Source organism: Dyella jiangningensis (assembly GCF_003264855.1).
Classification (GTDB): Bacteria; Pseudomonadota; Gammaproteobacteria; order Xanthomonadales; family Rhodanobacteraceae; genus Dyella; species Dyella jiangningensis_C.
On the sequence record NZ_NFZS01000004.1, the window covers coordinates 488,996 to 510,954 of the forward strand.

The 21,959-nt window shown below is 65.0% G+C and carries 23 protein-coding genes; 5 read left to right on the forward strand and 18 right to left on the reverse strand.

Annotation, left to right across the window (positions count from 1 at the left end):
- Nucleotides 1-9: 9 nt before the first annotated feature.
- The 9 genes from argH to CA260_RS14870 all read right to left on the reverse strand — a co-directional run bounded on the left by argH (nucleotide 10) and on the right by CA260_RS14870 (nucleotide 9,301).
- Nucleotides 10-1,305, reverse strand: a complete 1,296-nt coding sequence (gene argH / locus CA260_RS14830; RefSeq protein ID WP_111983824.1) for an argininosuccinate lyase — start codon at nucleotides 1,303-1,305, stop codon at nucleotides 10-12.
- A gap of 164 nt (nucleotides 1,306-1,469) precedes the next feature.
- A complete protein-coding gene (gene argC / locus CA260_RS14835) occupies nucleotides 1,470-2,426 on the reverse strand; it encodes an N-acetyl-gamma-glutamyl-phosphate reductase (protein WP_111983825.1) in 957 nt (318 codons plus the stop codon).
- A gap of 3 nt (nucleotides 2,427-2,429) precedes the next feature.
- Nucleotides 2,430-3,746: an acetylglutamate kinase gene (locus tag CA260_RS14840; RefSeq protein WP_111983826.1), complete on the reverse strand. Its 1,317-nt coding sequence runs from the start codon at nucleotides 3,744-3,746 to the stop codon at nucleotides 2,430-2,432.
- Nucleotides 3,747-3,748: 2 nt separating this feature from the next.
- Nucleotides 3,749-4,996, reverse strand: coding sequence for an acetylornithine deacetylase (locus CA260_RS14845; RefSeq protein WP_111983827.1), 1,248 nt, complete (start codon nucleotides 4,994-4,996; stop codon nucleotides 3,749-3,751).
- An 88-nt stretch (nucleotides 4,997-5,084) separates the two neighbouring features.
- Complete coding sequence (locus tag CA260_RS14850; protein ID WP_111983828.1) at nucleotides 5,085-6,278, reverse strand: argininosuccinate synthase; 1,194 nt, start codon at nucleotides 6,276-6,278, stop codon at nucleotides 5,085-5,087.
- Nucleotides 6,279-6,318: 40 nt separating this feature from the next.
- Complete coding sequence (locus CA260_RS14855) at nucleotides 6,319-6,798, reverse strand: OsmC family protein (RefSeq protein WP_111983829.1); 480 nt, start codon at nucleotides 6,796-6,798, stop codon at nucleotides 6,319-6,321.
- On the reverse strand, nucleotides 6,795-7,436 hold the full coding sequence (locus CA260_RS14860) for an FMN-binding negative transcriptional regulator (RefSeq protein ID WP_111983830.1): 642 nt from the start codon (nucleotides 7,434-7,436) through the stop codon (nucleotides 6,795-6,797). The genes CA260_RS14855 and CA260_RS14860 overlap by 4 nt, the downstream gene beginning before the upstream one ends.
- A gap of 2 nt (nucleotides 7,437-7,438) precedes the next feature.
- Entirely contained in the window at nucleotides 7,439-8,446 is a 1,008-nt protein-coding gene (locus tag CA260_RS14865; protein ID WP_111983831.1) for an N-acetylornithine carbamoyltransferase, read from the reverse strand.
- A 312-nt stretch (nucleotides 8,447-8,758) separates the two neighbouring features.
- Nucleotides 8,759-9,301 (reverse strand): glycine zipper 2TM domain-containing protein, encoded by a 543-nt coding sequence (locus CA260_RS14870; protein ID WP_172461863.1) that lies wholly within the window; start codon nucleotides 9,299-9,301, stop codon nucleotides 8,759-8,761.
- A gap of 242 nt (nucleotides 9,302-9,543) precedes the next feature.
- Between CA260_RS14870 and cysS the strand changes: the two genes are divergently transcribed.
- On the forward strand, nucleotides 9,544-10,929 hold the full coding sequence (gene cysS / locus CA260_RS14875; protein WP_111983833.1) for a cysteine--tRNA ligase: 1,386 nt from the start codon (nucleotides 9,544-9,546) through the stop codon (nucleotides 10,927-10,929).
- 68 nt (nucleotides 10,930-10,997) lie between these two features.
- Nucleotides 10,998-11,432 (forward strand): SufE family protein, encoded by a 435-nt coding sequence (locus tag CA260_RS14880; RefSeq protein ID WP_111983834.1) that lies wholly within the window; start codon nucleotides 10,998-11,000, stop codon nucleotides 11,430-11,432.
- A 187-nt stretch (nucleotides 11,433-11,619) separates the two neighbouring features.
- Here CA260_RS14880 and dksA read toward each other — a convergent pair whose 3' ends face one another.
- A complete protein-coding gene (dksA, locus tag CA260_RS21200) occupies nucleotides 11,620-12,696 on the reverse strand; it encodes an RNA polymerase-binding protein DksA (RefSeq protein ID WP_172461864.1) in 1,077 nt (358 codons plus the stop codon).
- 125 nt (nucleotides 12,697-12,821) lie between these two features.
- Between dksA and yidD the strand changes: the two genes are divergently transcribed.
- Entirely contained in the window at nucleotides 12,822-13,082 is a 261-nt protein-coding gene (gene yidD / locus CA260_RS14895) for a membrane protein insertion efficiency factor YidD (protein ID WP_111983836.1), read from the forward strand.
- Entirely contained in the window at nucleotides 13,072-14,409 is a 1,338-nt protein-coding gene (locus tag CA260_RS14900; RefSeq protein ID WP_111983837.1) for a dihydroorotase, read from the forward strand. Before yidD ends, CA260_RS14900 begins: the two co-directional genes overlap by 11 nt.
- Nucleotides 14,410-14,517: 108 nt before the next feature.
- Here CA260_RS14900 and CA260_RS14905 read toward each other — a convergent pair whose 3' ends face one another.
- From CA260_RS14905 to efp, 8 genes are all read right to left on the reverse strand, one after another.
- Entirely contained in the window at nucleotides 14,518-14,973 is a 456-nt protein-coding gene (locus CA260_RS14905; protein WP_172461865.1) for a YbaY family lipoprotein, read from the reverse strand.
- Nucleotides 14,974-15,036: 63 nt separating this feature from the next.
- On the reverse strand, nucleotides 15,037-15,990 hold the full coding sequence (gene folE2, locus CA260_RS14910) for a GTP cyclohydrolase FolE2 (protein ID WP_111983839.1): 954 nt from the start codon (nucleotides 15,988-15,990) through the stop codon (nucleotides 15,037-15,039).
- A gap of 100 nt (nucleotides 15,991-16,090) precedes the next feature.
- A complete protein-coding gene (locus CA260_RS14915) occupies nucleotides 16,091-16,930 on the reverse strand; it encodes a squalene/phytoene synthase family protein (RefSeq protein WP_111983840.1) in 840 nt (279 codons plus the stop codon).
- Nucleotides 16,927-17,598 carry an HAD-IA family hydrolase gene (locus tag CA260_RS14920; protein ID WP_111983841.1) on the reverse strand — a complete coding sequence of 224 codons (672 nt, stop codon included), beginning with the start codon at nucleotides 17,596-17,598 and terminating at the stop codon, nucleotides 16,927-16,929. The genes CA260_RS14915 and CA260_RS14920 overlap by 4 nt, the downstream gene beginning before the upstream one ends.
- A complete protein-coding gene (gene ubiG, locus CA260_RS14925) occupies nucleotides 17,595-18,341 on the reverse strand; it encodes a bifunctional 2-polyprenyl-6-hydroxyphenol methylase/3-demethylubiquinol 3-O-methyltransferase UbiG (RefSeq protein ID WP_111983842.1) in 747 nt (248 codons plus the stop codon). The genes CA260_RS14920 and ubiG overlap by 4 nt, the downstream gene beginning before the upstream one ends.
- 31 nt (nucleotides 18,342-18,372) lie before the next feature.
- Complete coding sequence (locus tag CA260_RS14930) at nucleotides 18,373-18,627, reverse strand: YciI family protein (protein WP_111983843.1); 255 nt, start codon at nucleotides 18,625-18,627, stop codon at nucleotides 18,373-18,375.
- Between the two features lie 9 nt (nucleotides 18,628-18,636).
- Complete coding sequence (locus tag CA260_RS14935; protein WP_111983844.1) at nucleotides 18,637-19,977, reverse strand: TRZ/ATZ family hydrolase; 1,341 nt, start codon at nucleotides 19,975-19,977, stop codon at nucleotides 18,637-18,639.
- A gap of 304 nt (nucleotides 19,978-20,281) precedes the next feature.
- On the reverse strand, nucleotides 20,282-20,851 hold the full coding sequence (gene efp, locus CA260_RS14940) for an elongation factor P (RefSeq protein WP_111983845.1): 570 nt from the start codon (nucleotides 20,849-20,851) through the stop codon (nucleotides 20,282-20,284).
- A gap of 83 nt (nucleotides 20,852-20,934) precedes the next feature.
- On the opposite strand from efp, the gene epmB reads away from it, so the two are divergent.
- Nucleotides 20,935-21,945: an EF-P beta-lysylation protein EpmB gene (gene epmB, locus CA260_RS14945; RefSeq protein WP_111983846.1), complete on the forward strand. Its 1,011-nt coding sequence runs from the start codon at nucleotides 20,935-20,937 to the stop codon at nucleotides 21,943-21,945.
- Nucleotides 21,946-21,959 lie beyond the last annotated feature (14 nt).

A 21,959-nucleotide genomic window follows, 5' to 3' on the forward strand; every position in this document is an offset into this window, starting at 1 on the left:
AACTCCCGTTTAGCCGTCCAGACGGCTTAGTCGATCCCGCAACTCACCCAGGCGCAGGTCGTGGCCCGAACCGGGCGAGACGCGTGCCGCCAGGCTACCCTCGGGCGTGCGCCCCTCGCCTGCAGATGCTGCGGCATCAGCGGCCGCACGGTACGCGTCGCGGAAAGGCACGCCCGCTGCCGCCTGTTCGATCGCCACGTCGGTGGCGTACATCGCCGGCTCGATCGCCGCGCGCATGGCCGGCTCGTTCCAGGCGAGACGGGCAAGAAGATCCGGGACCAGTTCGAGCGCGGCAAGGCCATGACGGCAGCCGTGGAACAACGAGCCCTTGGAGAACTGCAGGTCGCGCTGGTAGCCCGAGGGCAGCGACAGCAGCTGCTCGATCTCGGTACGCGCCGCCGCCACGCTGGCATAGCTTGCGCGCAGCAGCTCAACCACGTCGGGGTTGCGCTTGTTCGGCATGATCGAGCTGCCCGTGGTGTATTCGGACGGCAGCTTCACGAAGTCGAATTCCGCTGTCGTGAACAGCGAGAGGTCCCAGGCCAGGCGGCGCACGTCCAGCAGTGCGCCCGCGATGGCCTCCAGCACGGCCATCTCGAACTTGCCGCGCGAGAGCTGCGCATAGATCGGCGACACCTGCATGCGTGCAAAGCCCAGCGCGTGGGTAGTGTGTTCGCGATCGAGCTTCAGGTTGACGCCGTAGCCGGCCGCGGTGCCCAGTGGGTTGGCATCAATCAACGCGGCGGTCTGCTTCGCACGCAGGGCGTTGTCGATGAAGCCTTCGGCAAAGCCGGCGAACCACATCGCCGTGGACGACACCACGGCGCGCTGCAGATGCGTGTAACCCGGCAGCGGAATCGGCGGCTGCGCTGCACGGTCGAGGCACACTTGGGCAATGGCCTTGCAGTGCTGTTCCAGCGACGCCAGCTGCTCTTTCAGCCACAGGCGCGTGGCGACCAGGATCTGGTCGTTGCGGCTGCGGCCCGTGTGCACGCGGCGGCCGGCATCACCCAGGCGTTCGGTCAGGCGCGCCTCGATGGCCGAGTGGCCATCCTCGTAGCGTTCGTCCAGCACGAAGTTGCCTGCGCGGAAATCTTCAGCCAGTACGTCCAGCTCGCGCTTGAGCGCAGTCGCTTCGTCGGCGCTCACCACGCCGATATTGGCGAGGCCTTCGACATGCGCCTTGCTGGCGGTGATGTCGTGCAGGAAGAATTCGCGATCCAGCAGCACGTCGTCGCCCGCGAGGAACTTCATGATGCGGGCATCGATCTTGATATTGGATTTTTGCCAGAGGGGCTGGGTCATTGCATTGTCCTGACAAGATGTAAAGCGCGACCTTTTGCTCGTCATTCCGGCGCAGGCCGGAATCCAGTAGCGATAGCGCTTGGCTCTGCGAGAAGAGTGGCTGGATGCTTTCCACGAAACCGATCCATTTCGCCACTGGATTCCGGCCTGCGCCGGAATGACGGTTACGCTAACGGAATGGCCGTGTACTCGTCCACGCCGATGGCGCGATTGATGTTCTGCATGGCCTGGGTCGCGGCGCCCTTGAGCAGATTGTCCAGTGTCGCCACCACCACCACGCGCTTGCCATCGTTGGACACGGCGAAACCGCCGATGTCCACATGGTGCTTGTGCGCGATCCGGCTCACCCACGGTGCCTCGTCGACAACGTGCACCAGCTTCTCGCCGTCATAGGCGCCATGGAAGCGGCTGACGATATCCTCGCGCTTGACCTGGCGCGACAGGTACAGGTTGGTGGTCACGGTAAGGCCGCGGAAATGCGGCGCCACGTGCGGCATGAACTCCACCGGCACGCCGAGATGGCGACTGGCTTCCTTCTCGTGCATGTGCCCGGTGAGTGAATACGGCATCAGGTTGTCGCGCAGCTTTTCAGGGTCGTTCTTATCGGATGGCGTGGTGCCCGCACCCGAGTAGCCCGACACGCCGAAGCTCACCGGCGGCGCCGCCAGCAGATCCTTCAACGGCGCGATGGAAAGCTGCACGGCCGTCGCATAACAACCCGGATTGCTGATGCGTTTCTCGCCACGCCAGCGCTCGCGCGTCAGCTCGGGCAGGCCGTAGTACCACTTCTCGTTGAAGCGATAGTCCGCGGAGAGATCCACGATCAACGTCTCCGGCTTCGCCTTGTCGATCGCCTCCACATACGGTGCTGCCTTGCCGTTCGGCAGGGCCAATACAACCACGTCGGCGCCTTGCGCAGCCACGGCCTCAGGATCGAGACTGGCGTAGCGCAGGTCGCCATCGAAGCCTTCGACGTGATCGGCAACGCGCTGACCGTCCAGTTCGCGCGAGGAAACGAAAGCCAGTTCCAGCGCCGGATGCGCTGCCACCAGGCGGATCAGTTCGGCGCCGGTATGGCCCCGTGCGCCAACGATGCCGATGCGATGCTTGGTCGTGCTCATGATTCAGTCCACCAGGGTCGGCAAGCGTTGGGCGCAGTGCGCCACGCAGCGTGCGATCGTGTCGAAGTCTTCGATGCCGTACCAGAACACCTTCCAGCGCGGCTGCTTGAGGCAGCCATCGGATTCGGCATAGTAGAAATGGTTGACGTTGTTGCCGTGGCGCGAGCGCCAGAACAACTGCGGGTTCTCCTCGCGCATCACCTGCCACACGGCGCGGCCCAGGCCTTCGCCCTGCGCATCGTCCAGCACCGCGAACTTGTCGAGGTACGGCAGGCCGTCTTCCAGCGTAAGGATCATCGCGGTGCGATAGTTCTCGCTCACGTACACGCGGAACGGCTTGGTGCGCTCGAAGTAATCCGGCACCAGCGTGCGGCCGAAGCTCGACTCAATCAGCTCGCGCATGCGCGCCAGGTCGATGCCTTCCCACGACTCGAAGCGCTTTACCTTCTCGCCACGGCGCACCAGCGTGCCCGAACCCTTGTGGGTGAACAGCTCCTTGGCGAGCTCCGACGGCTGCGTGATCGACACCGACGAGGTGAGCGGCAGGTCGTTGAGCAGGTCGGCGATCTGTTCGATCTTCACGCGCATGCCGCCGTTGATCCACGGCTGCGACATCAGGTGCTCGAACTCGGTGCTGAGGTTGATCGAGTCGATGATGCGTCCCTGGTCATCCAGCAGGCCGCCCGTGCCGGTGAGGAACACGATCTTGTACGGCTGCAGCACGCGCACCAGTTCGTTCGCGGCGAAGTCGGCGTTGACGTTGAGGATCTGGCCCTCCTCCGTCTCGCCCATGCTGGCGATCACCGGGATCGAACCGGCGCGAAGGCTGGCCTCGATCGGCGCCAGGTTGATGCGGCTGACCTTGCCCACCAGGCCGTAGGTATCGCGATCGAGATACGTGGAAGTGAACACGCCCGACAGCACCGAGGTGGCGCGGGTGTCCATGGTCTGCAGCGCTTCGACCAGGCGCAGGTTCTGTTCCTGGAACACCTTGCGCACGATCGCCAGCGCCTTGGGCGTCGTCACGCGCAGGCCGTTCACCGTCTGCTTTTCGATGCCGGCGGCGGACAGCTCCTCGTCCAGCTGCGGACCTGCGCCATGCAGCACGATCGGCGTGAGGCCGACCTGCTGCAGGAAGGTCAGCGACGAGGTCAGCGCCGGCAGGTCATCGCGCAGCACCGCGCCACCGACCTTCACCACGGCGAAGCGCTTGGCGTCGAGCTGCGAGAAACGCTTGAGGTATTGCTGGATCTCCTTCGCGCTGCCCATGCTCGAAAGCAGGCGGACGATGGTTTTCCTGGTGTGCTTGTGGGCTTCCATAGTTATCCTTTGCGCTCATCCGTGAGCGTGGGATCAAAAAGTGGCCTTCCCTGGCCACACTTTTCAACGATGCGGTAGATGGTTTCTGCGTAATGCTTCAGTTGTTCGAGCGCGACCCACTCGTCGGCGGTGTGCGCCTGCGCGATGTCGCCGGGGCCGTAGACGAAGCAGATGTAGCCCGCGGCCGAGAACAGCGCTGCCTCGGTCCAGAAGTCCACGGCGTTGCCGATCGGGATATCCAGCTCGTCGGCGAGATCGCGCGCGGCGAGGCGGCGCGCCTCGGCCGTGGCCGTATCGCCAGCCGGCAGCGAATCGCCGCGGAACAGTTCGTCGAATTCGATAGGCTGCGGCTCGACCAGCGTGCGGAACGTTTCCAGCAGCTGATCGGGATTCATGGTGGGCAGCGGACGAAAGCCGAAACGGACGTCCGCCGAGGGCGCGATCATGTTGGCCTTGATACCGCCATCCACACGGCCGATGTTGAAGCGCAGGCCGGTCAGTCCACCGAAGCGTTCATGCGCCTGCTTCTCGACGTAATCGAGCGCCGCACCGCCCCAGCGAATGGCCTGGTGCACGGCGCTATCGCTAGGCTTCTGCTCGCCCGAGGCATGCCCTGCGCTGCCCTTGAAGCGCATCTGCACCGAATGGATGCCGCGATGCGCCAGCACCGCCTCGCCCTTGGTGGGCTCCGCCACAATCACCGCTTCATAGCCCACACGCGCAAAGCCCCTCTCCCCTCGGGAGAGGGGTTGGGGAGAGGGTGCGGCCGAAGCAGAGTGCGCGGCATGACCCGAACCCTCTCCCGCAGGGAGAGGGGGAAAAGCCCGCAAGAAACCAGCGATGCAGCGCGGATCGTTGGCCTCCTCGTCGGTGGACAACAGCAGTGCCATATCGCCCTCCGTGGCATTGGCCACCGCGAGCAACGCGGCCGCCGCGCCCTTGATGTCACAGGCGCCCAAACCGATGGCGCGATCTTCCGTCACCCGCAACTCGTGCGGGTTGGCCGTCCAGTGCGGCGAGTCGGGCACGGTGTCCAGGTGCACGTTGAACAGCACCTTGGGGTTGCCGCGCACGGCATGCAAAGTCACGGCGCCCGCGCCGTAATCGGTCACGCTGACATCGAAGCCCGGCAGGTTGTCCCGCAGGTAGTCGAAAATGCCGCCCGTGCCGATCTCGCGCGGCGGATTGCGCGTGTCATGGCTGACCAGCGCGCGAAGATGTCGAAGGGTGTCGTCCAGTAATGCGCTCATGCGATCCGTCTGGTGGTATTGAATAGCAAGGCCCAAGGCAGAGCTCATGCACGCCATCCCAGCCAGCGCCGGAATGGCGTGCAGCGCGTCAGCTGCGGTTGATCTCGGCCCACAGCGTGCTGCTCATGCCGAACAGCTTGATGAAGCCCTCGGCCTCTTCCACACCCCAGTCCGCCGACTGCGCATAGGTCGCGCCCTTGGCGTTGAGGATGTGCGGCGAGCGCACTTCGACCGCAGTCACCAATGCACCGTTGGTTTCCAGCACCACTTCACCATTCACGCAGGCCTGGCTGGACGCGAGAAACGCCTCCAGGTCGGTCTTGACCGGATCGTGGAAGAAACCTTCATACACGACCTCGACCCACTTGCGTGCCACTTCCGGCTTGAAGCGATTCTGCTGCTTGGTCAGCACGGCCTCTTCCAGAGCACGGTGCGCGGCCAGCAGTGAAATCAGGCCCGGCGCTTCATACACGATGCGGCCCTTGAGGCCGATGGTGGTGTCGCCGGTGTACATGCCGCGGCCCACGCCGTATGGCGCGAACAGCTCGTTGAGCTTGGCGAGCAGCTTGGCGCCCGGCAGCTTCTCGCCATTGAGCGACACCGCCTCGCCCTTCTCGAAGCCGATCGTCACCGACAGCTTTTCGGACGGCCATTCGGCGCGCGGCTTGCACCAGCCGCGAGCGCCCTCGCCCGGCGTCTTCCAATGGTCGATCTCGCCACCGGACAGCGTCACGCCCAGCAGGTTCTCGTTGATGGTGTAGCTCTTCTGCTTGGCACGCACGTCGAAACCGCGCTCTTCCAGATAGGCCTGCTCGTAGGCACGCGTCTGGGTGTGCTCCTTCTGGATCTCGCGGATCGGCGCCACGATCTCGTAGTCACCCAGCGCCTTCACCGCAAGGTCAAAACGGACCTGGTCATTGCCCATGCCGGTGCAGCCGTGCGCGATGGCCTTGGTGCCCAGCTCCTTGGCGCGCGCAATGGCGGCGTCCACGATCAGGTAGCGATCGGACACCAGCAGCGGGTACTGGCCCTGATAGGCCTCGCCGGCCTGCACGAAAGGCTTGACGAAGCCGTTCCAGATGGCCGGGCCACCGTCCACCGTGACATGGCTGGCCACGCCCAGCTCCTTGGCGCGCTGTTCGATGTAGGCGCGCTCCTCGGCGTCCACGCCGCCGGTGTCGGCGAACACGGTGTGCACAGCCCAACCGCGCTCCTTGAGGTAGGGCACGCAGAAGCTGGTGTCGAGGCCGCCGGAGAAGGCGAGGACGATGTCTTTGCTCATGGCTTGCAGATCCTGGATGGAAGGCTAAACGGAAATAGGGTCAAACCGATTCGACAATGATGCGCGGTTCGCAGCGCACCGGGAAGTTGACAGAGTTGGCGATGAAACAGGCGTGGTGCGCAGGTTCGTGCGCCGCCTCCGCCTTGGCCGGGTCGCTGGCAACCGTGATGGTTACTTCGGGCCGCAGCACCACCTCGAGGAAACGACCGCCATGGGCGTCGGTTTCCATGGTGCCTTCGGCATGATCGACGTAGCCGGTCACCACCACGCCCGCCAGCACCGCCTGGTGCAGATAGGACAGCATGTGGCAGGTGGACAACGCCGTGACGAGCATGTCCTCGGGGTTGTGCTTGCCGGCGTCACCGCGGAACAGCGGATCGGACGATCCCATCAGCACCGGCTTCCCGGCGATGTGGATTTCATGGTCGCGGCCATAACCCTGATAGGTCTTGGTACCGCTGCCCTGGTTGCCGGTCCAGAGGGTTTCGACCTGGTACTTGTGCTGGTGCGACTTGCTCATGACCTGCCCTTTTCCTGTTGAGGGATGTCCTGTTGCGACATGAGCTCGGCGAGTTCCGCATCAGCACGACGGGCGCGCTCATGCAGACCCGCAACGACACCGGCACGATTGGCCGCCGGATGGTTCTGGCTCAGTTTGAACTTGCCTTCGATGCGCTCGATGTCGATCTCCAGGCCGGTAATGGCCTTGAGCATCTTTTCGATGTGATCTTCCGGCGCGTCGGTCACGTGCCACGGTTCCGGCTGCCCGGCCTCGTGGCGGTCGGTCAACCTTTCCAGCAGGCTGCGCAGCCACACGGGATCGTGGGTGACACGCAGGCGGCCATGGACGTGCACCACCGCGTAGTTCCACGTCGGCACTTCGCGGTGGGTTTCCCGCTTGCTCGGGTACCAGTTCGGACTCACATAGCCGTCCGGGCCGCGGAAGATCACCAGCACCTCGGCGCCGTCGAGCTTCGCTAGCTCGTTGCCGCGTGCCACGTGGCCGTGCAGCTGCGTGTCGCTCACCAGTTCCAGCGGAAGGTGGTTGGCGCATACGCCACCCTCGCCCTGGGCGACCACGGTGGCGAACGGGTACTCACGCATCAGCGCGTGCAACTTCTCGCTGCGCGTTTCCTTGAAGTGCGTGGGCAGGTACATGTTCAGCGCTGACCGATCAGCGACGCCATCACCGCCTTCTGCACATGCAGGCGGTTCTCGGCTTCGTCGATGGCGATGCAGGCGGGCGAATCCATCACCGCGTCGGTAGCCTTCACGTTGCGACGCAGCGGCAGGCAATGGCTGAACAGACCGTTGTTGGTCAGCGCCATCTTCTGCTCGTCCACGATGAAGTGCTTGTGCGCGTCGCGGATCGGCTTTTCCTGGTCCCAGCGGCCGAAGAACGGCAGCGCGCCCCAGCTCTTCGCATAGACCACATCGGCGCCACGGTAGGCTTCCTCGATGTTGTGGCTGACCTTCAGCGAACCGCCGTTTTCCTTCGCGTTCTGATAGCCGAACTCCATGTAGCGCTCATCGAGCACGTAGTCCGGCGTCGGGCACAGCAGCGTCACGTCCATGCCCATCTTGGTGGCGATCAGCAGCGCGGAGTTGGCCACCGCGGTGTTGAGCGGCTTGGGGTGGTAGGTCCAGGTCAGCACGTACTTCTTGTTCTGCAGGCTGCCCAGGTGCTCCTTCATCGCCATGGCATGCGCGAGCTCCTGGCACGGATGGGTGATGGTCTCCATGTTGATCACCGGCACCGTGGCGTACTTGGCGAATGCCTTGATGACGTTGTCCTGCCGATCCACCGACCAGTCCTGGAACTTCGGGAAAGCGCGCACGGCGATCAAGTCCACGTAGCGCGACAGCACGCGCGCCACTTCGGCGATGTGCTCTTCGGTATCGCCGTCCATCACCGTGCCGACCTCGAACTCGATCGGCCACGCGTCCTTGCCCGGCGCCAGCACGATGGCGTGGCCACCCATATGGAACGCACCCAGCTCGAAACTGGTGCGCGTGCGCATCGACGGGTTGAAGAACATCAGCGCCACGGACTTGCCGGCCAGCTGCTGGCCGCGAGGCGAGCGCTTGAAGGCGGCGGCCTGTTCAAGCAGCGCATCGATCTCGGCGCGGCTGTAGTCCTGGGTAGTCAAGAAATGGCGGAGAGTCATGATCGTGGATGCCTTTGTCGAATCTTGGATTCCGGAAACAAAAAAACCCGGCTGCTGGCCGGGTTTTGTCGTCGATACACATGAAACGCGTGCGACAGCCTACCCGGCCGAGTGTCGGACCAGCGGTCGGCGAGCACGCGACGTCATGCCAGCGGCCATGCGGGCGCTGGTAAGGACAGTAGCGGTATAGACGGCTGCGGACATGGGTGTTCCGGGTGGTAGAACGTTCATCATGACGGGATTTTCGCTGCCATGCAACAAGATATCGGGCCTGGATGCCAAAACGCCGCCCGGAGGCGGCGTTTTGTGATCTCAATCAGCGGGAGAAACGCTGACCCGTACCCTCAGGCGCTCGCCCGGGTCGTAGTTGAGCCGGGAGACGTACACCTCACCGCGATAGCGGTATTCGACGTCGTAACCCATGATACGACGCTGCTCGCTGACGGCAGCCACCTGCCGGCAATGCGTCTCGGTGGTTTCGTATTCGCCACCGCCCGAGCGGGACACGCTGTTGCCCACTGCGCCACCCGCCACCGCACCGGCAACCGTGGCCGCCGTGCGTCCATCGCCCTTGCCGACGGTGCTGCCCAATACGCCACCCACCACGGCACCGAGAATGGTGCCGGCGGCACTGCCTTGCGGCGGCGCCGAACGCACCACCGGCTGGTCATAGCACTCCTGGCGCGGCACTTCGGTGCGGGCCACGCCATACACGGGATCGACGCGCAGCACGTCGGCCCACCCGTAATGGGTGTTGTCGTCGTTCTGGTATTGCTGCTGGTACCTCGCATCCTGTGCGGACACGCCGGCGGTCATCAAAGACAACACCAGCGCGGGGAACAACCATCGGGTCACTGCGGCCTCCGCTTAAGGCAATCGGGCGCATCTTTGCGCTTCTTACCATCCATTCCAGCAAATTCACTCTGAATCGACGCTTAGAAGCTCACCTCAAGTCTGCCCGTTGCCTGCCGTCATTCACCCGCCAGCGTGAAGGGGCGACCGGGCCATCGGCCTGCGCGCCGCCCGGCGGCTTGTTAAGATGCGCGACCGGCTTGCGCTGCCTGGCGCCTGCTTCCACCGTCCGGACCTCCTGACCGATGCCCATTTCGCTCCACAACAGCCTGACGCGCCGCGTCGAACCGTTCGCCCCGCTCGATCCGAACCGGGTGACGATGTACCTGTGTGGACCGACGGTCTACAACTACGTGCATATCGGCAATGCGCGTGGCCCGGTGGTCTTCGACGTGCTGGTCCGGCTGCTGCGTCGCCACTATCCGCACGTGGTGTACGCCCGCAACATCACCGACGTGGACGACAAGATCAATGCCGCCGCCCAGCAGCTGGGCGTGGGCATCGAGAGCATCACCGGCCGCTATGCCGAGGCCTATCGCGAAGACATGGCCGCGCTGGGCATCGCCCCTCCGGATGTGGAACCGCATGCGACCACGCATATTCCGCAGATCATTGCGATGATCGAACGACTCATCGCCAGCGGCCACGCCTATGCGGCGGAAGGCCACGTGCTGTTCGAGGTGGAGTCGTTTTCGGCCTATGGCGCCCTTTCCGGGCGCGATCCGGACGAACTGCTGGCGGGCGCGCGCGTCGAAGTGGCGCCGTACAAGAAGAACCCGGGCGACTTCGTGCTGTGGAAGCCATCCACGCCCGAACTGCCCGGCTGGGATAGCCCCTGGGGCCGCGGCCGCCCCGGCTGGCACATTGAGTGCTCGGCCATGAGCGAGGCGCACCTCGGCGAAACCATCGACATCCATGCCGGCGGCGTGGACCTGCAGTTCCCCCATCACGAAAACGAGATCGCCCAGTCCACCTGCGCCCATGGCGGCAAGGTGTTCGCGCGTTTCTGGCTGCACAACGGCATGCTGACCTTCAGCGGCCGCAAGATGTCCAAGTCGCTGGGCAACGTGATGCTGGTGCATGAGCTGCTGAAGGCGCATCCGCCCGAGGCGCTGCGCCTGCTGCTGCTGCGCGGCCACTATCGTCAGCCGCTGGACTGGTCCGAAGCCGCCGTCGCGCAGTCGATCAGCACGCTGGACGGCTGGTATCGCGTGCTGCGCGATCTGGCGGACATCGCGGTGGACAACGATCTTCCGGTACCCGAAGCGGTGGAAGCCGCGCTGTGCGACGACCTCAACACGCCGCAGGCCTTGGCCGAGCTGTCCCAACTGGCCGACCAGGCTCGCCAGGCCAGTGACGCGGAGGCACGGCGCGCCGCCAAAGCCGCGCTACTGGGCGCAGGCGCGATCCTGGGCCTGCTTCAGCAGGATCCGGAAACGTGGTTCAAGCAGGCGTCCGGTGCCACCGAGATCGACGAGGCTCGCATCGAAGCATTGCTTGAGGAGCGCCGCGCTGCGCGAGCCTCGCGCGACTTCAAGCGCGCCGATGAGATCCGCGACGAACTGACGACCATGGGTATCGTCATCGAGGACGGCGCACAGGGCACGCGATGGAGCGTGGCCAAAGGTTGAGCAGCCACGCGTGGTCGAACGCCAGCACGGGACAGCGGCGATCCGGCAAACGCGCGATAATAGGCCTTATGAACGCCATTGCCACATCCAGCGCCGAGCTGGCGCAGCAGGACATCGTCGACGAATTTGCCTTCTTCGGCGATTGGACCGAGCGCTACCAATACCTCATCGACCTGGGCAAGCAGCTGCCGCCCTTCCCCGAGGAGCTGAAGACCGAGGATTACCGCGTGCATGGCTGCCAGTCGCTCGTGTGGCTGGTGCCCAGCGGGAACGCGGGCAGCCTGCACTTCCAGGCCGCCAGCGATTCGGCCATCGTCTCCGGCCTCATTGCGTTGGTGCTGCGGGTCTACTCCGATCGCCCGGCCAGCGAAATCGTGGCCACCGAGCCGCGCTTCATCGAAGCCATCGGCCTGGCCAAGCATCTGTCGCCGACGCGCTCGAACGGACTTGCCGCGATGCTGGCCAAGCTCAAGGCATACGCGGCGGCGACGCTGAATTCCTGAGCGCGCTCGGCGACGCAGCGGCTATCCAGCGGCGCTGTGCACGAAAGCGGCCACGGCAGTGAGGCCACCGCTTCAATCGCCAACAGCGGCGGCGACATATGTATGACCGTCTGCTTGCCACGACGTGGAAAAACAAAGCCCCGCCAATGGCGGGGCTTCGTTCATCCGGAGGTTGTCCGTGGAACGATCAGTCGCCCATCTGCTTCTGCAGATGCTCGCGACGCTCCTGCGCATCGAGCGACAGCGTGGCGATCGGACGAGCGTCGAGACGCTCCAGGCCGATTTCCTCGTCGGTCTCTTCGCAGTAGCCGTAACGACCTTCCTCGATGCGGCGCAGGGCCTTGTCGATCTTGGAGATCAGCTTGCGGTAGCGATCACGGGTGCGCAGCTCAAGCGAATTTTCGGTTTCGCGGGTGGCGCGTTCGGCTTCGTCGCCCACGTCGCGCACTTCGTCACGCAGGTTTTCCATGGTCTGGCGCGACTCCTCCACCAACTGCTCACGCCATTCGCGCAGCTTGTTGCGGAAATACGCCAGGTGCTTCGGGTTCATGTACTCCTCGTCGTTCGAGGGGCGATAACCCTTGGGCAGGTCGATCGTGGTGGTCGAAGGCAGCGCGTAGCGACCGTCTTCCCGTGTGATGCCGTTATCGAGAGTTGCGGATTTGTTCATCGAGGACTGCTGGGCTTTCTGCTTCTTGAGGGGAGTATGGCGGGCGGTGGCACTGGCCACCTTACCGACAATGGGGGGAACGGCCGGCTTGGCTGGCGGCGCCGGAGGCGCCTTGACGGGCGCCGGTTGTGCAGCCTTGGCTGCGACGGCTGGCTTGGCCGGAGCCTGCTTGGCAGCGGGCTTGGCAGGCACAGCCTTGGCGGGCCTGGCGGGAGCGGCGACCGTCTTCGGCGGCGGCTTCTTGGCCGGAGCCGCGGCTTTCTTGGCCGCCGGCTTGGCGACGCTCTTCACCGCGGCCGGCTTCTTGGCCGGGGCTGCCTTCTTTGCAGGCGGCTTGGAAGCTGCCTTCTTGGCGGCCACGGGCTTGGCAGGGGCTTTGGCGACCTTCTTGGCGACGACCTTCTTCGCCACCACCTTCTTGGGTGCAGCCTTCTTCGCCGCGGGCTTCTTGGCCGCAGCGGTCTTGGCTGTCGCAGCCGGCTTGGCCGCACGCGCAGTCGCAGCCTTCTTGCCGGTCTTGACGTCCTTCACCTTGCCGGCAGGCTTTCCCTTCTGCGGCTTGGTGGCTGTCGCACTACGCGTCGTTTTCGCCATTTCCCTTCACCATTTTGGCCTTGGCGGCCGGGTGTTATAGCCCATGTATCTAACACCGGCAACCTTGCTTCTGGAATACTTGCGACACTACATGCCGCAAACTGTTTCGGCAGCGTCAAACCGTCGTGACCCGACTAATACTTCTACTGCTCGGCTTCTACAAGCGTTGGCTAAGCCCCCTGCTGGGCCAGCGCTGCCGCTTCCACCCCAGCTGCTCCGATTATGCACGGATTGCCGTTGCACGCTTCGGACCGCTACGTGGCGGCGTGCTGACGGGCTGGCGCCTGCTGCGCTGCCAGCCCCTGTGTGAAGGGGGCGAAGACCCCGTGCCCGAGCAGTTCACCTTCCGCCGTTGCCGTACCGCTGGAGCGAACCATGTCCACTGAGTGGCTGATCAAGAACGCCGAACTGGTCAATGAAGGCCGTCGTTTCCATGCCGACGTGCGGGTGAAGCAGGGCCGCATCGACGCCATCGGCGGCGACCTCGACGCCCGTCCCGGCGAACAGGTGATCGACGCCAGCGGCCTGTGGCTGTTCCCCGGCATGATCGACGACCAGGTGCATTTCCGCGAACCGGGCCTGACCCAGAAGGCCGACATCGCCCACGAATCACGCGCCTGCGCCGCCGGCGGCATCACCAGCTTCATGGAGATGCCCAACACCAAGCCGCCCGCCCTGGACCGGGACACATTGGAGGCCAAGTACGCCCGCGCGGCGGAAACCTCGGCGGTGAACTACGCCTTCTACATGGGCGCCAGCAACGACAACCTGGAAGCCATCCGCCGCCTCGACCCGCTGGCGGCACCCGGCATCAAGGTATTCATGGGCGCTTCCACCGGCAACATGCTGGTGGACAACCCCGAGGTGCTGGACGGCATCTTCCGCGAGGCGCCGACGCCGATCATCACGCATTGCGAAGACACGCCGATGATCGACGCGAACCTTGCCAGGGCGCACGAGAAGTACGGCGACGACATCCCCGCCCGCGAGCACCCGCTGATCCGCTCCCGCGAGGCCTGCATCAAGTCCACCCGCCTGGCGATCGACCTGGCGAGGAAGCACAACAGCCGCCTGCACGTGCTGCACATTTCCACCGCCGACGAACTGGCGCTGTTCGAGCCGGGTCCGCTCAAGGGCAAGCGCATCACCGCCGAAACCTGCGTGCACTTCCTGCATTTCGACGACCACGACTACGAGCGCCTGGGCTTCCTGATCAAGTGCAACCCGGCGATCAAGACGGCCGCCGATCGCGAGGCGATCATCCAGGCGCTGGCGGAAGGTCGCCTGGACGTGCTCGCCACCGACCATGCGCCGCATCTGCTGGACGAGAAGGCGCAGCTTTACGACAAGGCGCCCAGCGGCCTGCCGTTGGTGCAGTTCGCGCTGCAGGCAGCGTTGCAGCGCGTGTTCGAGGGCAAGCTGGCGCTGGAACGCGTGGTCGAAGCGGTGACGCACGCGCCAGCCACCTTGTTCGACGTGAAGGAGCGAGGATTCCTGCGCGAGGGTTACGCCGCCGACCTGGTGCTGGTCGATCCGAACAGGCCGCACACCGTGCGCCGCGAGGAAGTGCTGTCCAAGTGCGCGTGGTCGCCGTTCGAGGGGTATACGTTCAACAGTTCCATTGCCGCCACCTTCGTGAACGGACAGCGCGTGTGGGATGGGAAGAACGTGGACCAGAGCGTACGCGGCCAACGACTGGCGTTCGCGCGCTGATTCACAAGAGCTTTTCTGTAGGAGCGCACCCAGTGCGCGATCATGGTGCCGAAGCGCATGGCTGAGCCGGGTCGCGCACTGGGTGCGCTCCTACAGGGATAGGCAACCTTACGGCACGGCTTTGAGCGTGATGCTCACCGGCCCGTTCTCGCCCGATCGACCCAGCACGCTCGTGCGCGTGTCGTTGATCGCCAGCAGCTTGTCGCCCTGCTGCAGGCGCACGTTGATGGCGAAATCCACGCCATCGCGCAGATCCGACGGGTCATAGCTGATCAGGAAATCCACCGGCGATGCGCCGACCGGCTGGATGCGTTCTTCGGATACCGTGCGGGCGGGAGCATCCTGTCGGCTCACGTCGGCCAGGGTCACCAGGAGATAGGCATCAGCCGGCAACGGTTGCGGCAGCTCGTAGCGGATGTCGCCCGTGAGCGATTTCATCAGCGATTGATGCGCAGGCGCGGCCGCCGCGGGGGTCGCCGACTTGTGCTCGCCGTGGTGGGAGAACATCGAACAGCCAGCGAGCGCGACGACGGCGATGGCCAGCAATGGAAAGCGGGACAGCATGCGGATCTCCTGGACAGCCCGGCGAGGCTCAACGGATGCTAGCAGGCGGCAATCCATGCCGGCTCAGGCGCAGCCCTTGCCTGCGTAACCACCTTCGACGCCCTTGCTGGCATACGCCACGGCATCATGCGGGTGCAGGCTTTCCTGGTGCTCGACGCGGATGTGGAAATCGCTGAGCGTTGCATCGACATCAAGGGCCTTCTGGATGCGACGCGCAGCGTCCTCGCAGAACATCAGGTTGCCGCCATTGGCGAGCGCAAAGGCTTGCTCGTCCTCGCGCTTCACCGCCGTCTGTACCGGCGTGCCCAGTGCGTGTTCCGTGCGATCGATCAGGCTGATGAGATCGAACTTGGCGCCTTCGGTGGGGCGCACGCGCAGGCGGGCGACGCTGCGTTGCGCATGCGGGGTGGCGACGATGCCCTTTTCGCTGCCCAGCCATGCGAGCACGGCGGCATGATCGACCGGCTCGGCCGCGTCGAAATCCTTTGAGAACTGTTCCTGGATCAGTTGGCGCGAGAGCGCCGCGGATGCGGGACAGGTCGAGGAATAGACCACCTCGGTGCCCAGTTCGAGCAGGAACTGATCACCCACCAAGCTGGCCTCGATGGAGACCGGGTAAGCGCGCCAGCCGCTGTTGCCGCTGCGCAAGGCAGGGCGCCGCACGAGATGCTCGAAGCGGATGCTCAGGCACGCCCGATCGGAAAGGTCCTTGTGCGAATCGAGGAAGCCTTGCAGCAGCTCGCGCAATGACGAAGCACTCAGCGTCTGCGTGCTCAGCGCCTGCTCCACCTGCAGGTACAGACGGGACATATGGATGCCGCGCTTGTCGGGGCGGCGCAGATTGACGAAGGCGCCGACGCGCGCACTCGCGCGCTGGACGTCGCCGTCGCCGGCATCGAAGCGCACGGGCACCTCGATGCCATCCATGCCCACCCAATCCAGCTCGCCCGCCAGGTGCGGCTGGGCATGGACGGCCACGTCGGGCATCAGGCGGGCAGTGTTTTCCTCGGTATACATGGTGAATCCTGTGATCCGGCAGGCGTCTGGGCGCCGTGGCCCATCAATCTTGGGGCAAGCTTGCGCGCTCGCAATAGTGGCGCGGGAGAAACGCAGCGTCTCAGTCGACCAGCTTTCGCCACGCCCGCGCGGCCTGCCAGGCCTGCCACGCCACGACCGGCCCCTGGCGGCCCTGCCCCTGGCGCAGCACGGCCAGCGGATCGGCGGCCTTGCGCGCCTTGGCGACGAGGCCGCGCCCATGGCGTGATTCCAGCCCGCGAAAGGCACTCAGCGGCCCTGGCAGGCGCTCGGCCTCGCGCCACGCGGCGTGAAGATCATCGAGCTGGGCGCGAACGGCCTCGTGCCGCGCAGGGCTCGCCGTGCGCAGGTCGTTGCGACTCAACCCATGCCTAGCCAGGCGTGCCATCGGCAGTGCCAGCCGATCGCGCTCGGCGTCTTCTTCCAGGCGCAACAACGAGAACAACAAATGGGACAAGGTGGCGATACGGGCGGCGCGTGCCGAAGATGCACCCTCACCGAACCACCACGCGGTTTCCAGTTCGGCGATCGCACCATGCAGCAGGGAACTCGCGGCCACCTGCGCCTGGAAATCGGCGGCGGTGCCCTCTTCCAACTGCGCCATCGCCGCCAGCACCGGAGCCAGCCAGCGCTCGTTCGGCAGGGCGTGGGCACGATCATCGTCGAACAGCACCTGGGTCAGCGGATGCCGCCCACCGCTGGCCGCCGCACCGGAGAGCTCTTCGGCCCACCAGTTCAACTTGGTCGCCGCCACGTGCGGCTCGCGGATGCCATACGCCGCCGCCAGCCACTCCTGCTCGAGTGCCGCCAACGCAATGTGGCCGGGATAGGTTTTCGGATCAACGAAAGCCAACGCGACGCGCTGCTGAGGCTGCACCGCCAACCACTTGTCAATGTAGCTCTGCAGAGCGGTATCGCTCACGCCGTCACCCGCAAGCGCGCGGTCAGGTCAGCCGGATGATCGATTACGAGGTCGGCGCCCCACTGTGCCGGGTCGCCGCCATCGAGATAACCCCAACGCACCGCAACGGTATAGGCGCCAGCCGCGCCGCCAGCCAAGACGTCGCGGCGATCATCGCCGACGAACAGGCAGCGCGCGGGATCGAGGCCAGCACGCTCGCAGGCGAGCAGCACCGGTGCGGGGTCGGGCTTCTTCACCGGCAAGGTATCGCCGGATACCACGGCGACCGCGCGATCGGCCCACCCGATGCGCGTCACCAGGTCGTCGGTAAGAAAGCCCGGCTTGTTGGTGACGATGCCCCATGCGATGCCCTGGGCCTCCAAAACGGTGAGCAGTTCATCGACACCGTCGAACGGGTGCGTGTGCTCGGCCATCACCGCCTGGTAAAGCTCCAGGTAGCGGGGCAGCAGCGGAAGGAGCGCTTCGTCGTCGAAGTCGGGAAACGCACAACGCAGGATGGCGCGCGAGCCACGGGACACGACTTCACGCACCCTTTCAAAGGGCGGCGCCGGCACCTGCATTTCCTCGCACTGCATTTTCAGTGCGATGTAGAGGTCAGTAGCGCTGTCGAGCAACGTGCCATCGAGATCGAACAGCACGCCCTGGATGTCTTGGGGAAACGGCTTCATGCGGGTTTGCGGTCGAAGGGAGTCCCTGCGGGACGGGCGCTGATCAGATAGTTCACCGACGTGAAGCGGCTGATCCACGCCTTGCGGTTGATCGGGTTGTAGCCCAGACCGGAAACGTCTTCGACTTCGAGCCCGGCGTGGCGCATCAGGCGCCCCAGTTCGGAGGGCTTGAGGAACTGCGCATAGTGATGCGTGCCGCGCGGCAGCATGCGCATGAGGTATTCGGCACCAAGGATGGCCGCGCCAAACGCGGCCGGCGTGCGGTTGAGCGTGGACATCACCACTACGCCACCTGGTTTCACCATGCGCGCCAGGTCGTTGACCAGCGCCTCGGGATCGGGCACGTGCTCGATGAGTTCCATGCAGCACACGGCATCGAAGCTCTCCGGTTCGGAAGATGCGAGCTCGGCCGACGATTGCACGCGATAATCGATGCGGAGGTCCGGCGTTTCCAGCCGGGTTTCGTGCAGATGCAGCTGCGCGATCTCGATCACCTTCTCGCCCATGTCGATGCCAGTCACATGCGCGCCCGCCTTCGCCAGCGCTTCGCTGAGCAGTCCGCCGCCGCAGCCCACGTCGGCCACGCGCGCACCCGGCAAGTTCACGCGTGCCGCCACGTAGGCAGCGCGCACGGGGTTGAGATCATGCAACGGACGGGACTCGCCATCCGGATCCCACCAGCGCGCGGCGAGCTTGCCGAAACGGGCGATTTCCTCGGGGCTGACATTCGCAGCTGCTTGCATCGGTTGCATCCTCAAAGGCTGGTGGCGGAGCTTAGCGCGCCTGCCATTCGTAGACCGTGATTTCCCAGCCGCCGCTGGTGTATGCGGGGTCCTGGTGGGCGATCGAAAGCGCTTCGTCCATGCTTTGCGCACGCATGAGGTAGGCACCACCGGACTTGTCGCTGAAGCCGCCCGACAGTTCCAGCACGCCGCCCGTACGCAGCCCCTGCAGGAAATCCAGATGCGGCTGCACCATCGCCGGATCGAAGTTCGCGCGGCGCATCGCCATCACGAGGTAACGGTTCATGTCGCCACCTCAGCCCGCGTCGATTGCCGCGATGCGCTCGCGCCACGCATGCGTCTTCGCCAGCACGGCGTCGGTGTCGATGTCGGTGAGCACCCGCCCCGCGAGCTTGCGCACGCCATGGATCCACACGTCGGTGACCTGATGACGCCCCGTCGCATAGGCCAGCTGCGATGCGATGTGGAACAAGGGCTGCGTTTCGAGATCGGAAAGCCGGATGGCCGCGACGTCGGCCTGCTTGCCGGCTTCGATGGAACCGATCCTGTCGTCCAGGCCCATGGCACGCGCGCCGTTGAGCGTCGCTGCACGCAGGGCATACGCGGCATCGAAGGCCGCGGCGTCGTTCGCCACTGCCTTGGCCAGCAGCGCCGCCGTGCGCATCTCGCCAAACATGTCCAGGTCATTATTGGACGCGCAGCCATCGGTGCCGATAGCGACGTTCACGCCGGCCTGGCGCAGCTTTTCCGCCGGACAGAAACCGGAAGCAAGCTTGAGGTTGGATTCGGGGCAATGCACGACCGACACGCCCGCTTCCGCGCAGGCCGCAATTTCCGCGTCGGTCATCTGCGTCATGTGCACGGCGATCAGGCGATCGTTGACGATGCCGAGCTTCTGCAGGCGCTGGAACGGACGCAGGCCGCTCTTGGCCTTTTCCTCTTCCACCTCGTGTGCGGTTTCATGCGTATGCAGGTGCACCTGGATGTCGAGCTGGTCGGAAAGCACGCGGATGCGCTCGAAACTTTCGTCCGACACCGTGTACGGCGCGTGCGGCGCGAACGAGGTGCCGATCAGCGCGTCGCCGAGGAAGCTGTCGTGCACTTCGATGGCACGGTCGAAATACTCGTCCTGCGTCTTCGCCCACGCGGTGGGGAATTCGATCACCGGCAGACCGACCACCGCGCGAAAACCCATGCGCTTGTAGGTGGCACCGATGACATCGGGGAAGAAATAGTTTTCGTTGGCGCAGGTGGTGCCGCCACGGATCATCTCGGCCACTGCCAGTTCCACGCCATCGCGCACGAACTCGTGGCCGATCACCTGGCCTTCCACCGGCCAGATGTGCTTCTGCAGCCACACCATCAGCGGCAGGTCATCCGCCAGGCCGCGTAGCAAGGTCATCGGGTTGTGCGTGTGCGTGTTGACCAGGCCGGGAATCAGCACATGCTCACCCAGTTCGGCACGTTCGCGAGGTGCATAGGCGGTGCGTGCATCGTTGATTGGCAGCAACGCCACGATGACACCCTTGTCCACCGCAACGGCGTGATGCTCCAGTACGACGCCATGGGGTTCCACGGGCACGACCCAGCGGGCCTCGATCAACAGGTCGATGGATTGCGGGGTGGTCTGGCTCATCCTTAGGCTCGCTTTATCGATGGTGGATACGACATGGGGCGGATCACCTTGCGGTGGCCGCCCCATGGTTGCCTAACGGCATGACGCTTTTCGCTCGTCATTCCTGCGCAGGCAGGAATCCAGTGACTTTGCGTTGGATCGTGCGAAGAGAGAAATGCGTGCTTCGCACCACATATTTCACTGGATGACTCGCTACGCTCGCCCCTTCGGGGCCGTCCTACGGACGTTCTTCGCGCTGCGCGCTCGTCCGGCTGCGCCGGGATGACGCATTGGCAGACCGCGCGCAAGCGCGCGGGCCAAAGCGTCACTTGCCGACGCGGCTGACGTATTCGCCCGTGCGGGTGTCGACCTTGATCACTTCGTCGGTGGTCACGAACAGCGGCACGCGCACCACGGCACCGGTTTCCAGCGTGGCCGGCTTGCCGCCGCCGCCGGAGGTGTCACCACGCAGGCCGGGGTCGGTCTCGGTGATCTTCAGCTCGACGAAGTTCGGCGCCTGCACGGCGATGATCTCGCCGTTGAACAGCGTGACCACGCACTCTTCCTCACCCTTGAGCCACTTCACGGCATCGCCCATGCCAGCCTTGCCGGCCTGGTGCTGCTCGAAGCTCTCCTGGTGCATGAAGTGCCAGAACTCGCCGTCCGAATACAGGTACTGCATGTCGGTATCCACGACGTCGGCGACTTCGAAGCTGTCGCTGGACTTCATGGTCTGCTCGGTGGTGCGGCCGTTCTTCAGATTGCGGATGAAGATGCGGGTGAACGCCTGACCCTTGCCCGGCTTGATGAAGTCGGCGTCGGTAATGACCCAGGGGTCATTGTTGTGAAGGATCTTCATACCCTTCTTGACGTCGTTAAGACCGGCGGTGGCCATGCGCTCTGCTCCAGATGTAGCGCCGCCCACAGGCGGCTAGAATAGGGGGTTTCCGGGGCCAGCGGCCCGCTTCAAGACCCACTATGATAACCGCAAGCCACGCCGCCCGCCTATCTCCGCCCGGTTCCGACTGGCGCACGCTATGGCGCGAGGCCGTCACGGATCCCCGTGACCTGCTGACGCTGGTGGGCCTGGAACACCTGGCCGATAGGCTGCCCGCGGGCGACGCCGGCTTCAGCGTGCGCGTTCCGCGCGGCTTCGTGGCCCGCATGCGGCAGGGCGATGCCCATGACCCCCTGTTGCTGCAGGTGCTGCCCCAGTTGGCCGAAACCCTGCTCGCCTCGGGCTTCAGCACCGACGCGGTGGGCGACATGGCCGCCCGCTCGGCCCAGGGCGTGCTGCACAAGTACGAAGGTCGCGCGCTGCTGATCGCCAGCGGCAGCTGCGCCATCAACTGTCGCTACTGCTTCCGCCGCCACTTCCCCTACGGCGACGAGATGGCCGCCGCGGGCCAGTGGCGCAAGGCGCTGGACCATGTGCAACAGGACGCCTCGATCAGCGAGCTGATCCTCTCCGGCGGCGATCCCTTGTCGTTGACCACCGCCAAGCTGGAGGAGCTGAGCCGCGGACTGGAGGCCATTCCCCATGTCACACGCCTGCGCATCCATACCCGCCTGCCGGTGGTGCTCCCCGAGCGTATCGACGATGCCCTGATCGACTGGCTCGCCAGGCTGCCACTGCAGAAGGTGGTCGTGCTGCACGCCAATCACGCCAACGAGTTCGATGCGTCCGTCGATGCCGCCTGCGCCCGCTTGCGTGAGGCCGGCGTCACGCTGCTCAACCAGTCGGTACTGCTACGCGGCGTCAATGACGAGGCCGACGCGCTGGCCGCGCTGTCCGAGCGCTTGTTCGCCGCTGGCGTGCTGCCCTACTACCTGCACCAGCTTGACCGGGTGCAGGGAGCGGCCCATTTCGAAGTGGACGACGCCCGCGCCCTCGCCCTGGTCGAAGCCGTCCGCCATCGCCTGCCCGGCTACCTCGTGCCCAAACTGGTGCGCGAAATAGGCGGCGAGGCGTCCAAGCGCCCGCTGTGATGCGCTCGGCCCGT